This is a genomic window from Bradyrhizobium sp. SZCCHNRI1029 (assembly GCF_032487555.1).
Lineage (GTDB): Bacteria > Pseudomonadota > Alphaproteobacteria > Rhizobiales > Xanthobacteraceae > Bradyrhizobium.
Map to the genome: position 1 here is coordinate 323,710 of NZ_JAUEUK010000009.1, position 12,859 is coordinate 336,568.

11 protein-coding genes are annotated in these 12,859 nt (G+C 67.4%); 3 read left to right on the forward strand and 8 right to left on the reverse strand.

The window, feature by feature from the left end:
• Positions 1-43: 43 nt before the first annotated feature.
• Complete coding sequence (locus tag QW861_RS25605; protein ID WP_315753446.1) at positions 44-2,164, forward strand: pseudouridine synthase; 2,121 nt, start codon at positions 44-46, stop codon at positions 2,162-2,164.
• 9 nt (positions 2,165-2,173) lie between these two features.
• Complete coding sequence (rsmD, locus tag QW861_RS25610) at positions 2,174-2,728, forward strand: 16S rRNA (guanine(966)-N(2))-methyltransferase RsmD (protein ID WP_315753448.1); 555 nt, start codon at positions 2,174-2,176, stop codon at positions 2,726-2,728.
• 35 nt (positions 2,729-2,763) lie between these two features.
• Here the strand turns inward: rsmD and mutL are convergent, their stop codons facing one another.
• Complete coding sequence (mutL, locus tag QW861_RS25615; RefSeq protein ID WP_315753450.1) at positions 2,764-4,617, reverse strand: DNA mismatch repair endonuclease MutL; 1,854 nt, start codon at positions 4,615-4,617, stop codon at positions 2,764-2,766.
• Between the two features lie 197 nt (positions 4,618-4,814).
• Between mutL and QW861_RS25620 the strand changes: the two genes are divergently transcribed.
• Positions 4,815-5,126, forward strand: coding sequence for a ribbon-helix-helix domain-containing protein (locus QW861_RS25620; protein ID WP_315716699.1), 312 nt, complete (start codon positions 4,815-4,817; stop codon positions 5,124-5,126).
• Positions 5,127-5,317: 191 nt separating this feature from the next.
• On the opposite strand, the gene QW861_RS25625 is transcribed toward QW861_RS25620, so the two are convergent.
• The 7 genes from QW861_RS25625 to QW861_RS25655 all read right to left on the reverse strand — a co-directional run bounded on the left by QW861_RS25625 (position 5,318) and on the right by QW861_RS25655 (position 12,820).
• The gene (locus tag QW861_RS25625) at positions 5,318-6,886 is read right to left on the reverse strand and encodes a GMC family oxidoreductase (RefSeq protein ID WP_315753452.1); all 1,569 of its coding nucleotides are present in this window, start codon (positions 6,884-6,886) and stop codon (positions 5,318-5,320) included.
• A gap of 36 nt (positions 6,887-6,922) precedes the next feature.
• Entirely contained in the window at positions 6,923-7,471 is a 549-nt protein-coding gene (locus QW861_RS25630) for a gluconate 2-dehydrogenase subunit 3 family protein (protein WP_315716701.1), read from the reverse strand.
• A 49-nt stretch (positions 7,472-7,520) separates the two neighbouring features.
• The gene (locus QW861_RS25635; RefSeq protein WP_315753454.1) at positions 7,521-7,916 is read right to left on the reverse strand and encodes a VOC family protein; all 396 of its coding nucleotides are present in this window, start codon (positions 7,914-7,916) and stop codon (positions 7,521-7,523) included.
• A 1-nt stretch (position 7,917) separates the two neighbouring features.
• Entirely contained in the window at positions 7,918-8,235 is a 318-nt protein-coding gene (locus QW861_RS25640; protein WP_315716717.1) for a c-type cytochrome, read from the reverse strand.
• A 221-nt stretch (positions 8,236-8,456) separates the two neighbouring features.
• Positions 8,457-8,876, reverse strand: a complete 420-nt coding sequence (gene arfB, locus QW861_RS25645) for an alternative ribosome rescue aminoacyl-tRNA hydrolase ArfB (RefSeq protein ID WP_315716703.1) — start codon at positions 8,874-8,876, stop codon at positions 8,457-8,459.
• 1,179 nt (positions 8,877-10,055) lie between these two features.
• On the reverse strand, positions 10,056-11,435 hold the full coding sequence (locus tag QW861_RS25650) for a pitrilysin family protein (RefSeq protein WP_315754475.1): 1,380 nt from the start codon (positions 11,433-11,435) through the stop codon (positions 10,056-10,058).
• Positions 11,435-12,820 (reverse strand): pitrilysin family protein, encoded by a 1,386-nt coding sequence (locus QW861_RS25655; RefSeq protein WP_315754473.1) that lies wholly within the window; start codon positions 12,818-12,820, stop codon positions 11,435-11,437. Before QW861_RS25655 ends, QW861_RS25650 begins: the two co-directional genes overlap by 1 nt.
• Positions 12,821-12,859: the final 39 nt, after the last annotated feature.

Here is a 12,859-nt window from a genome sequence, read left to right on the forward strand (position 1 = left end):
CGCGCGTACCACGCGACGTCCCGCACCTCAAAGTGAGACTTTCATGCCCCGCGACACCGACAAAGACAACGATTCCCGCGGCCGCCGCGGCGGCGCCCCGCGGGGGCGTTCCGAAGGGACTAAGGGACGCTCGGGCGCCGCGCGGGGCCCGGAGAAGAAGTTCGCCAAACGCGGCTTCGGCGACAAGGCGGCGGGGGCCAAGGGCAAGCGCTCGTTCGACGAGGGCCGTGCACCGCGCCGCCGCGACGACGGCGATGCGCCGCGCAAATCCTTTGGCGAAAAGCCGCGCTTTAACCGCGATGAGCGTCCGCGCGGCGACCGTCCGTTTGCCGCGCGTCCGCCGCGGGGTGAGAACGGCGAGAAGCGCGCCTTCAAGCCGCGCGGCGACCGGCCGAAATTCGACCGTGACGCGGGTGGCGGCAGCAAGCGTCCCTACACGCCGCGCGCCGATCGCGACGAGGCCCGTCCGGCGACGCGATCCTCCGAGCGCAAGTTCGGCGAACGCAAGCCCTACGCGCCACGCGAGCGTGACGGTGAGAAGCGCCCCTATACGCCGCGCAGCGGGGGCGCCCGCGATCGCGGCGACCGTCCGCGCACCGAGCGCAGCTTCGGTGACCGGCCGCCGCGTGGCGATCGGCCGGAGCGGAAGTTTGGCGGCGAGAAGACATTTTCCCGCGGCGCCGACGGTGATCGCGGCGAGCGCAAATTCGGCGCCGGCCCGCGCGGTCCGCGCAAGGAATTCGGCGACCGTCCGGCCCGCGGCGAGTCCAAGCCGTGGCAGAAGCGTGAGGGCGGCGATCGTCCGGAGCGCAGCGCCCGCCCGCCCCGCGATGGTGCGCGCAGCTTCGATCGTCCGAAGTTCGACCGTTCCGCCTCCGATCGGCCACGGGGGGACCGTCCCAAGTTCGACCGGCCCACATCCGACCGTCCGAAATTCGACCGGCCGCGCGATCGCGGCGACGACCGCAAGTTCGATCGCCCGCGTCAACGCCCCGAAGGCCGCAGCGAGTGGCAGGAGCATCCGCGTGGCGAAGGTCGGGGTGGTGATTTCGCCGACCGGCCGCGCCGCGACAATGAGGACGAGAGCCGGGTCTTCGCCAAGCGCCCGGCGTTCGGCGGCCGCGGTCCGTATCGCGAGCGCAAGCCCGAGACCGACAAGCGTACCAAGCGCGTCGTGCCCGACGAGGCGCCGAAGCCCGGCAAGGCTGGCGAGCGCATCGCCAAGGTGCTGGCGCGTGCCGGCCTAGCCTCGCGCCGTGATGCCGAGGAGATGGTGACGCAGGGCCGCGTCACCGTGAACGGCCGCATCATCAACTCACCGGCGCTCGACGTCACCGAGAACGACGTGATCCAGGTCGACGGCGCGCCGTTGCCGGAGCGTGAGCGCACACGGCTGTTTTTGTACCACAAGCCGCGCGGGCTGATGACGACGCACAGCGACCCCGAGGGGCGCCCGACCGTGTTCGACAATCTGCCGGAAGGGCTGCCGCGCCTGATCTCGATCGGCCGGCTCGATTTCAATACCGAGGGGCTGCTGCTGCTCACCAATGACGGCGGGCTGGCGCGCGTGCTCGAACTGCCGGACACCGGCTGGACACGCCGCTATCGTGTCCGCGCCCATGGCGAGATTACGCAGGCGCAGCTCGACCAGCTCGCTGCAGGCGTCGAGGTCGACGGCGTGAAGTACGGCCCGATCGAAGCGACGCTGGAGCGCGACCAGGGCGCCAATGTCTGGCTGGTCGTTGCGATCCGCGAAGGGAAGAACCGCGAGGTGCGCAACGTGCTCGCCCATCTCGGCCTCGAGGTGAACCGCCTGATCCGCGTCTCCTACGGTCCGTTCCAGCTCCTGGAGCTGCCCGAGGGCGAGGTGCAGGAGGTCAAGACGCGGGTGCTGCGCGAGCAGCTCGGCGAGAAGGTCATCGCGCAGTCGGGCGCCGATCTCGGTCCGGCCGGCAAGGGTAATCGCGAGCCGTTGCCGGATCCGAAGCCCAAGCCGAAGCGCGAGGTGGTTGCCGACCGCAAGGGCCGGCGCGTGCTGGTTCAGCGCACAGGCAGCGAGGAGGCACGCGAGCGCCACGAGGCCGAGGCGCGCTTTCCCGGGCCGCCGCGGCGGCCGAAGCGCGGCTATCACGGCAAGCGCGATATCACGCCGCAGGACGAGTAGGGTGGTGCGATGCGTGTCGTCGGTGGACGGCTGAAGGGCCGCAACATCGCCTCGCCCTCCTCGCGCGACATACGGCCGACGCAGGACCGGCTGCGCGAGGCGCTGTTCAACATCCTCGTGCACGCCTACGAGGATCCGATCGAGGGCGCACGCGTCCTCGATCTGTTTGCCGGCACCGGTGCGCTCGGCATCGAGGCGACCTCGCGCGGCGCGGCGTTCACGCTGTTCGTCGACAACGGCGCCGAGGCAAGGGCGCTGCTGCGCAACAATGTCGAGGCGCTCGGCCTCGGCGGTGTCACCAAGGTCTACCGCCGCGATGCCACCAATCTCGGTCCGGCGCGCCCGGTCGAGCCGTTCTCGCTGGTGTTTCTCGATCCGCCCTATGGCAAGGGCCTGGCCGAGAAGGCGTTGGCCTCGTTGCGCGACGGCGGCTGGCTGGTGCCATCGGCGCTGCTCGTGGTGGAAGAGTCCAAGGCCGCCGCGTTCAAGGCGCCCGAGGGGTTCGAAGAGCTCGAGCGCCGCGCCTATGACGACACCGAGTTCGTGTTCTTGCGTGGCTCTTGATCCTTGCGAATGGCTCGTTGCGGAAGTCGTCGGCGCTATCTCCTCCCGAACAGCTTCTCGACATCGGCGAGCTTGAGCTCGACATAGGTCGGGCGGCCGTGATTGCACTGGCCGGAGTTGGGCGTGTCCTCCATCTCGCGCAGCAGCGCATTCATCTCTTCCGGCTTGAGGCGGCGGCCGGCGCGCACCGAGCCGTGGCAGGCCATGGTAGCGGCGACGTGCATCAGGCGGCGCTCCAGCGGCAGCGCCTCGCCCCATTCCTCCATGTGCTCGGCGAGATCGCGCAGCAGCCCCGCCGCATTGATCTTGCCGAGCAGCGACGGCGTCTCGCGCACCGCGACCGCGCCGGGACCGAACGATTCGATCACGAGGCCGAATGAGGCAAGCTCATCAGTCCGCGCGAGCAGCGTCTCGACGGTGGCTTCATCGAGCTCGACGATGTCCGGGATCAGCAGGATCTGCCGCTGCACACCATGCGCCGCGAGCGAGGCCTTGAGCCGCTCATAGACGATGCGCTCATGGGCGGCGTGCTGGTCGACGATGACGAGGCCGTCGCGGGTCTGCGCCACGATGTAGGTGTCGTGGATCTGGGTGCGCGCAGCGCCGAGCGGACGGTCGAGCAGATCGGGCGCGGCCGGCTGCTCGTGCAGCCGAAGATCGGCGCGGGGCGTGCCGACGTCGAAGGCCGCTTGAGAGGATTCCGCAACCCCGAACGACCCGAGATCTGGTGAGGGCGCCGCCGCAGGGACGGAGCCGCCGAAATGCGGCATCGCCGGCGCCGACGGCGAGCGCTGCCAGTCCCAATTCATCGGACCGACGTTGGGCCGCGGCGGCGCGAAGGCCGGGCGGAACGCGGCGATGGTCGCGCCGCCGTCATTGGCCGCGGTGCGGCGGCCTTCGCGGGCGAGACCTTCTTTCAACGCATGGATGATCAGCGCGCGCACCAGGCCGGCATTGCGGAAGCGCACCTCGGTCTTGGCCGGATGCACGTTGGCGTCGACCTCGCGCGGATCGAGTGTGACGAACAGCGCCACGACAGGATGGCGGTCGCGCGGCAGATAGTCGGCGTAGGCTGCGCGCACGGCGCCGAGGATCAGCTTGTCGCGCACCGGGCGGCCGTTGACGAACAGATACTGCCCAAGCGCATTGGCGCGCGTCAGCGCCGGTGCCGCGGCGAAGCCTTCGACCAAGACATGATCGCGCTCGCTGCGCACGGCGATCGCATGGCTGCGGAAGTCGGCGCCGAGGATGTCGCCGAGCCGCGTCAGCTGGCCCGGCGCGCCGGGCAGCGCGGCCGCCCAGGTCACCGGCGCGCGCTCCTCGCCGGCCAGCGTGAAGGCGATATCGGGCCGCGCCATCGCCAGCCGCCGCACCACCTCGCGGATCGCCTCGGCCTCGGTGCGGTCGGTCTTGAGGAACTTCAGCCGGGCCGGCGTGGCGTGGAAGAGATCGGCGACCTCGACGCGGGTGCCCTGGTTCAGCGCGGCCGGCACGATCGGCGATTTGTCGCCGCAATCGACCGCGAGCGCCCAGGCATGCGGCTCGCTCTTGTGCCGCGTCGTGATCGACAGCCGCGCCACCGAGCCGATCGAGGGCAGCGCCTCGCCGCGGAACCCGAGGGTGCGGATCTGCAGCAGGTCCTCGTCGTCGAGCTTCGATGTCGCGTGGCGCTCGACCGCGAGCGCAAGATCGGCCGCCGTCATGCCGCCACCGTCGTCGGTGATCGCGATCTTTCGCCGGCCGCCACCGTCGGTGAAGATGTCGATGCGGCTCGCGCCGGCATCGATCGCGTTCTCGACCAGCTCCTTGACGACGCTCGCCGGCCGCTCGACCACCTCGCCGGCGGCGATGCGGTTGACGATCTGTTCGGGAAGCTGGCGGACGGGCATGGTGCGAACGAACTTGAAAGCTGGCTGGCTTGGATATTGAAGGCGCGCGGCGCTGCGGCGGTCACGCTGCAAATCTCGGCGAGAATAGCTTTTTTCATGCGCTGCGGCAGAGAAAAGCAACCTTCTCCAACGGGATTGTGAGGCGGGCGGGGCCAGTATATCGTTTCGCAAAAATAACGATCAGCCGGAGGAAGCCCATGTGCCATCTGTTCGCACACCAGCCTCAGCGCGATTATGAGTCGCAGACCCGCTCGTTGCGGATCGGCGGCCATAGCACGTCGATCCGGCTCGAAATGGCGTTCTGGGACACGCTCGAGGAGATCGCCGCCAAGGAAGGCATGAGCCTCGCCAAGTTCGTGACCACGCTGTACGCCGAGGTGCTCGACCATCACGGCGAGGTGAAGAATTTTGCGTCGCTGCTGCGCTGCTCCTGTCTGATCTATCGGGCAAAGGCGACTGCGACGCTGCCGGAATTTACCGCGGCGGCGATCATGGACGCGGCCGAGTAGCCACTCGGGCGGTCTCTCGTCTCCCTCCCCCGCTTGCGGGGGAGGGCGGGGTGGGGGCGCCACATCGGCGGTCTTTCCTGAGCGTTCCCCCACCCGTATCGCATCTTCGATGCGATACGACCTCCCCCGCAAGCGGGGGAGGCGCTGACCGAGATCGCCGCAAGAGTTTTGCGTCACCATACCGATCGTAATCAAATCTCCTTCTTCTGCATCGCGCCAGCAATGTAGTCCGCCTGGCGGATCGCCAGCGCCACGATGGTGAGTGTCGGATTGCACGCAGCCCCCGTAGTGAACTGGCTGCCGTCTGAGACGAACAGGTTCTTGACGTCGTGGGTCTGGCCAAACTTGTTGACGACGCCGTCCTTGGCCTTCTCGCTCATCCGGTTGGTGCCGAGATTGTGCGTCGAGGGGTAGGGCGTGGTCGGGTAGGTCACGGTTGCGCCGACCGCCTCGTAGATCGCCGAGCCCTGCTTGTAGGCGTGGGCGCGCATCGCGACGTCGTTGGGATGATCGTCGAAATGCACTGAGGCGACCGGCATGCCGAACTTGTCCTTGGCGACAGGATCGAGCGTGATGCGGTTGGTCTCCTGCGGCATGTCCTCGCCGACCAGCCACATGCCGGCCATGCGCGGATAGGTCTCCATCGCCGCCGTGAAGCTGCGGCCCCAGGCGCCGGGATTGAGGAACGCGGCCATGAACGGCAGGCCGAGCGAGAGCGTCTCCATCTCGTAGCCGCCGACGAAGCCGCGCTTCGGATTGAACGCCGCCTCGTCGCGGACGATGCCGGCCATGGTGGTCCCGCGATACATGTGCACCGGGTTCTCGAACGTCGCATAGACGCTGCCGGTCATGTGCCGCATGTAGTTGCGCCCCACCTGGCCGGAGGAGTTGGCAAGTCCATCCGGGAACATGTTCGAGGCGCTGTTGAGCAGAAGCCGCGGGCTCTCGATCGAGTTGCCGGCGACGGCGACGATACGGGCCTTCTGCAACTGCATCTTGCCCTGGCTGTCGGCATAGACCACGCCGGTGACCTTGCCCGAGGCGTCATGCTCGATTTTGATCGCCATGCTGTTGGGCCGCACCTCGAGATTGCCGGTGGCCTCGCCCTTCGGGATCTCGGTGTACAGGGTCGACCATTTCGCACCAGACTTGCAGCCCTGGAAGCAGAAGCCGATCTGCTGGCAGGCGCCGCGGCCGTCGCGCGGCTGCGAGTTGATCGCCATGTTGCCGGTGTGCACGGTCTTGTAGCCGATCTTCCGGGCGCCGGCTTCGAGCACCTTGAAATTGTTGTTGCCGGGTAGGCCCGGAATGTCGTTGGTGCGGGTGACGCCCATCTTGAACTCGGCCTTGGCGTACCACGGCTCCATTTCGGCCAAGGTCACCGGCCAGTCCAACAGGCTCGTGCCGGGCACGCCGCCATAGGTGGTGCGGGCCTTGAACTCGTGCTCGTCGAAGCGCAGCGAGGCGCCCGCCCAGTGCACGGTCGAGCCGCCGACCGCCTTGACGATCCAGGCCGGCAGGTTGGCGAAGTCCTTCGCCACGCGCCAGGTCCCGGATGTCGTGCGCATGTCGGTCCAGGCGAGCTGGGTGAAGCTCTCCCACTCGTCGTTGATGAAGTCGGGAATCTCGTAGCGATTGCCCGCCTCGAGAATGACGACCTTGATGCCCTTCTGCGCGAGCTCGTTGCCGAGGGTGCCGCCGCCGGCTCCCGAGCCGATGATGACGACGACGCTTGAATCGTTCTGGTCGAATTTTGCCATGGTGGTTTCCTCCGTGTTTTCTGTTGTTCGCCGGCGTCAGGCTTTCGGCAGCCAGTCGATGTCGGAGAAGCCACGGTTGATGTAGCCGCCATGCTCGGCGGAGGAGCCCTCGTAGCCGAACTTCGGCCAGAGCTCCTTCTGATTGTAGAGCGACACCACGAGGTCGCCGCGGAGCGTCTTGAAGAAGGTCGTCTGCTCGATGCCCTGGAGCAGCGCGACGCGGTCGGCCTCCCACGGCACCTGGGCGTAAGGCACCTTGTGGCGGTCACGCGCGTCCTGGTCGAGCCGGGCGACGCCGTCATTGATCATTGCCTTCACGGCGGCATCCTCCGCGGCCTTGCCGTCCCACGGCTTGACCGCGGTGATGTAGTAGCGGTCGGCGAGGAAGTCGTGCGGATAGATGTCGCGCGCGACCTTCACCAGCGTCTTCAGCGTCGCCGGCGTCAGCGCCTTGGCATCCTCCGCCCAGGCATCGGCAATGCCGAGGCCGGTCGCGGAAGCCACGGCTGCGGCCGGCACGGTCGAGGCCGCGCCCTTGAGAAAGACGCGGCGGTCGTATTTGTTGCGGCGATCGACTTCTCTCATGGGTATCCTCCGTTGGGTTTTTGTTTGGTGTATTTTCGTGGTCAGCGGCTCATCCGAAGCGGCCGCCGCGCTGGATGACCTCGATCTTGTAGCCGTCGGGATCGGTGACGAAGAAGAAGCGCGCGAGTGTCGCACCATTGTGCTTGAAATCGCGCAACGGGCCTGGTGCCAGGTTCTCGCGCTCGAAACGGGCATGCTCGGCATCGAGATCGTCGACCACGACAGCGAGATGGCCGTAGCCGTCACCGAGCGTATACGGCTCCTTGCGGTCGTAGTTGACGGTGAGCTCGACCTCGAAGGGCGACGACGGATGGCGCAGATAGATCAGCGCGAAGCCGTCGAAGCGCAGATTGTCGGCGATCTCCAAGCCGAAGGCGCGCTTGTAGAAGTCGAGCGCCTTGGCCTCGTCGAGCACGCGGATCATGGAATGAACGGGTTTGGCCATCTCAATTGTCCTTCAGGTAGTTGATGATCGCGGCGCGCACGTCGGGCTTGGCCTGGCGATACGCCATCACGGCGCCGGGGATCAGCTCTTGCGGGTTGGTCAGCCAGGCATCGAGCTTGGTCTCGTCCCAGGTGAAATCAGCTTTCGCGAAGCCGGCCGAATAGCGGAAGCCTTCGACGGAGCCGGCGCGGCGGCCGACGACCTTCGACAGCGGCGGCCCCTGGCGCATCGGCTCGGCGCTGCTCAGCGTATGGCAGACGCCGCATTGCTGCTTGAACAAGGTCGCGCCGTCGGCAGGCTTGGGCGACGGCAAGGCCATCTGCGCCGATGCGATCGTGGTGCTCAGGACTGCGCCGCACCATCCTAGTCCTAAAACAAGCAGCAGCTCTTGCGCCGTACGCCGTCCCGACATCGATCCTCTCTCATCATTTTTGATGAGACTAGGTCGCAGCGAGAGCGCCGTGGTAGTAGCGGGCTGTTTCGGCCGGAACAAAGCGTGCGCAGGACTCGTCCAGCCGCAGGATATGTCAGCGTTGCGGACTAATCGTCGAAGCGGCGCCCACCGCGTCCCGCCTTGACGTCGCTGCGGATCTTCTTGCCTTCGAGCCGGCGCTGCTTGGAGCCGAAGGTCGGCTTGGTCGGGCGCCGCACCTTCGGCCGGATCATCGCCTCCTTCAACAGCGTGACGAGACGCTCGATCGCATCGGCCTTGTTGCGCTCCTGGGTGCGGAAGCGTTCGGCCTGGATGACGATGACGCCGTTCTTGGTCATGCGCTGTCCAGCGAGCCGCGCCAGCCGTGCGGCGGCGTCCTCGGGCAGGGTGATCCGGGTCGTGTCGAAGCGCAGCTGCGCCGAGGTCGACAGCTTGTTGACGTTCTGGCCGCCGGGGCCGGAGGCGCGGACGAACGAGATCTCGATGTCGTCTTCGTTGATGGCGAGGTCGCGGGAGATCCGCAGCATGGGGCACCAGTGGAATCGAGGTTTTCGCGCCCACCATAGCGGGTTTAGGGGAGGTGTGCGCGGGGCGTCATGGCGAGGCGCGGTTGGCGGCCCGAGACCGCCGCCAGAATCTCCACTGTCATCGCGGCGAACGCCGGGATCCATAACCCCAGGGAGCAGTTTGGGGCAGGCTGGCCGCTGACACCTCCCGCCTCACGTCGGCTGCGGCGTATGGGTGCCGGATCCGCGCCGCGCTGGCGCGCGTCGCAGCTTGTCCGGGACGACAGCGGTGTGCGAGGCGGATTCACGGTTCAAACAGCGGCCGCAGGCGACGACATGTCAGCGCGTTCTCGCGGCATCTGATGCCCGAGGTCTGCGATCAGTTCGTCCCTCGCGAGCATGCAGAGGGCGCGGGGAATGCCGGGCGCTGGCCGCACCCATGGCCCGCCTGCGAAAAAAATGCAGGCGGCAGGTACCACAGGTTCAGCCGAGGCATCCCGGCATTCCCCGCGCGATGGTCTTCACGCTTATACGCAGTCTCCCTGGTGCGCCGGGCGTGTTGGCCACCATTGCGCATGATGCTTGCGCATCAGCGCGTGATACCAGCATCGGGGTATCAGGACGCTGCGACTTCACGTCCGCAAGACATCGTTCGTCCGCGTCCTCGTGAGAAGACGCTGCGATCTCTCGCGGCCGCCGCTCCCCGCCTCGCGTGTCGTGACGATCGCGCGCAACGCCCCTCCGCAGTGAGGCGGGATGGGCGGATCAAATCATGAATTCCGAAAAATAGCAAGAGTATTATTTTTATCGGAAATCAACGCGCGGTCCTCCCGCGCTCGTCCCGGGCAAGCCGTCAGCGACGCGAAGCCTGGCTGACGGCGCCGACTCGGGACCCATTCGCCGCAGCCGAGGTGGGGCGGCAGATGCCAATGACCAAGCTGCCTCAAACATCGCCCTGGGGGTATGGGTCCCGGCTCAAGGCCGGGACGACACTGTTTTTGTGGCGCCAGCGGTGGTTGGCCACGATCGTTCGTCATGGCCGGGCTTGTCCCGCCTGCGCGGCCGAAGCCGCTTGGGCGCGGCGAAGGCCCGGCTATCCACGTGGCCCAGCGTCCTCGGAACGACGTAGATGCCCGGGACAAGCCCGGGCATGCCGAGCAACTAACAACGTGCTCGTAGGAGAGAAGCTCCGCGCCCCGCTCAGTTCGTCTTGGTCACCGGGGCCGTGGCCGGCGCCTGGGCCGGTTCGGCGGCGGCCTGCGGGGTGCGGCCGACGACGGCCGTGAGCAGGCCCTGGCTCCAGAGCTGCTTCGCCGCCTTCTTCGCGTCGTCCAGGGTGACGGCGTTGACGATCTCGCTGCGCTTCTCGATGTAGTCGATCGGCATCTTGTCGAGCTGATATTGCAGCATCGCCTGCGCCAGCTTGGAGGAGGTGTCGAGCGCCAGCATCTGCGAGCCGTTGATGTAGGACTTGGCCTCGTCGAGCTCCTGCTGGGTCGGGCCTTCCTCGGCCATGCGGCGGATCTCCTGCTCGACGGCCGCGATGGTCTCGCCGGCGCGGTCGAAGCGGGTGGCGGTGTTGCCGATGAACAGCGCCGAATGATCCATCCACAGCAGCGCGTCGTAGACGGAGTAGGCGAGGCCGCGCTTCTCGCGCACCTCCTTGTAGAGCCGCGACGACAGGCCGCCGCCGCCGAGGATGTGGTTGACCACATAGGCCGCCATGAAGTTCGGGTCGTGGCGGCGGATGCCGGGACCGCCGAAGGTGATCACGGTCTGCGGCACGTCGAGCGGCACGAGCGCGCGCTGCGGCGGCATGGTGGCGACGACGTCGGGCACCGGCGTCAAGGTGGCCTTGGCCGGCAGGTTGCCGAAGGTCTGATCGAGGAGCTTGCCGAGCGTGGCCGGGTCGACGTCGCCGACAACCGCGACCTTCAGCGTGTCCTTGGCGAGCACGCGGCCGACATAGGCCTTGAGATCGTCGACGGTGATCGTCGGCACGCTGTCCAGCGTGCCGTTGGCCGGACGGCCGTAGGGGTGGTTGGGGAAGGCAAGCTCGAGGAACTTGCGGCCCGCCAGCGAGCTCGGATTGGTGGTCTCGCGGCGCAGGCCGGAGATCACCTGCGAGCGGATGCGCTCGACGTCGGCGCTGTCGAAATGCGGCGAGGTCAGCGCGGTGCGCAGCAGCTCGAACGCCTCGTCCTTGTTGTCGCGCAGCATGCGCAGCGAGCCGCGGAATTGATCGCGCGAGATCTGGAAGCTCAGCTCGATGGCGCGGCGGTCGAGCCGCTCGTGGAAGGTCTTGGAGTCGAGATCGCCGGAGCCTTCGTCGAGCAGGTCGGCCACGAGATTGCCGACGCCGGGCTTGCCGGCGGGGTCCTGCGAGGCGCCGCCCTGGAACGCATATTCCATCGCGATCAGCGGCACGGTGGCGTCCTGTACGAACCAGGCTTCGATGCCGCCGGGCGACACCAGGTGCTGGATCTTGGTCGCCGCGTGGGCGGCGGGAACGATCGTGAGCGCGGCGGCGCCGACGGCGAGAACGCAGGCGAAGCGGCGGGCGAAGGTCATTGTGTTCATCACGACCGCTTCTCCTCGCGCTTGGCCGCATTGTCCTTGATCAGATAGCCGGTGACCGAGCGCTTCTTCTGCAGCCAGGTCTGCGCGGCGGCGCGCACCTGCTCGGCGGTGACGGCACGGATGCGGTCGGGCCAGCTCCGGATGTCCTCGATGCTCAATCCGGTGGTGAGGCCGCCGCCATACCAGCGTGCCATGGTGGCCTGGTTGTCATTGGCGTAGATCGCCTCGGCGATGAGCTGCGTCTTGACGCGCTCGAGATCCTCCGCGCGCACCGGGTTCTGCGCGATCTCGGCGATGACGCTGTCGACGACAGCCTCGACCTGGGCGAAATCGACGCCCGGACGCGGCGCGACCGCGATCGAGAACTGGCTCGGATCGAGCGACGTGCCCTGATAGGACGCGCTGGCGTTGACCGCGAGCGGCTTGTCGACGACGAGCGCACGGTAGAGATAGGAGTTGCTGCCGCTACCCATCAGTTGCGCCAACACATCCAGCGCGGCCGACTGCCCGGGGGCCGCGGTGGTGGCCGAGGGCACCAGATAGAAGCGGCGCATCGAGGGCTGCTCGACATGCGGGTCGGCCAGCGTGACCGTGCGCGGCGCCACCGGCTCGGGCTCCTGCGGCCGCAACCGGCGCGCGGGGATGTCGGGTTGCGCGGGAATCTTGGCGAAGGTCTGCTCCACGAGCGGGCGCACTTCCTTGGCGTCGGTGTCGCCGGCGATCACCAGGATGGCATTGTTGGGCGCGTAGAAGCGGCGATAGAACGCCAGCGCATCCTCACGGCCGAGCTTCTCGATCTCCGGCCGCCAGCCGATCACCGGGCGGCCATAGGGGTGGTTGACGTACAGCGCCGCCATGATCTGCTCGTTGAGACGGGCTTCCGGCGAGTTGGCGACGCGCATGTTGTACTCTTCGAGCACCACGTCGCGCTCGGGCAGCACGTTCTCGTCCTTCAGCACGAGGCCGGTCATGCGGTCGGCCTCGAACTCCATCATCTTCGGCAATTGATCGCGCGGCACGCGCTGGAAATAGCCGGTGTAGTCGACCGAGGTGAAGGCGTTCTCATTGCCGCCGATCTTCAGCACCGTCTTGGAGAACTCGCCGGCGGGATGCTTCTCGGTGCCCTTGAACATCAGATGTTCGAGGAAGTGCGCCAGGCCCGACTTGCCGGGCGTCTCGTCGGCGGAGCCGACCTTGTACCAGATCATCTGCGTCACCACCGGCGTGCGGTGATCCTGGATCACGACGACCTGCAGGCCGTTGGGGAGGGTGAAGCTGGCGGGGGGCTCGGAGGCGAACGTCGTTTGCGCCGAAGCGCCCGCCGTGAACGCGATGAGGGAGACGAGCGCGGCGGCGACGGGAATGAACCGGTGCGAGGACATCATGATCCTTCTGAAGGCCCGCGGGGCGGGGCGATCGGGTTT

Coding starts and splice junctions, on each gene's coding strand:
- QW861_RS25605 (WP_315753446.1), top strand. CDS start 44: ATGCCCCGCGACACCGACAAAGACAACGATTCCCGCGGCCGCCGCGGC.
- rsmD (WP_315753448.1), top strand. CDS start 2,174: ATGCGTGTCGTCGGTGGACGGCTGAAGGGCCGCAACATCGCCTCGCCC.
- mutL (WP_315753450.1), bottom strand. CDS start 4,617: ATGCCCGTCCGCCAGCTTCCCGAACAGATCGTCAACCGCATCGCCGCC.
- QW861_RS25620 (WP_315716699.1), top strand. CDS start 4,815: ATGTGCCATCTGTTCGCACACCAGCCTCAGCGCGATTATGAGTCGCAG.
- QW861_RS25625 (WP_315753452.1), bottom strand. CDS start 6,886: ATGGCAAAATTCGACCAGAACGATTCAAGCGTCGTCGTCATCATCGGC.
- QW861_RS25630 (WP_315716701.1), bottom strand. CDS start 7,471: ATGAGAGAAGTCGATCGCCGCAACAAATACGACCGCCGCGTCTTTCTC.
- QW861_RS25635 (WP_315753454.1), bottom strand. CDS start 7,916: ATGGCCAAACCCGTTCATTCCATGATCCGCGTGCTCGACGAGGCCAAG.
- QW861_RS25640 (WP_315716717.1), bottom strand. CDS start 8,235: ATGGCCTTGCCGTCGCCCAAGCCTGCCGACGGCGCGACCTTGTTCAAG.
- arfB (WP_315716703.1), bottom strand. CDS start 8,876: ATGCTGCGGATCTCCCGCGACCTCGCCATCAACGAAGACGACATCGAG.
- QW861_RS25650 (WP_315754475.1), bottom strand. CDS start 11,435: ATGAACACAATGACCTTCGCCCGCCGCTTCGCCTGCGTTCTCGCCGTC.
- QW861_RS25655 (WP_315754473.1), bottom strand. CDS start 12,820: ATGATGTCCTCGCACCGGTTCATTCCCGTCGCCGCCGCGCTCGTCTCC.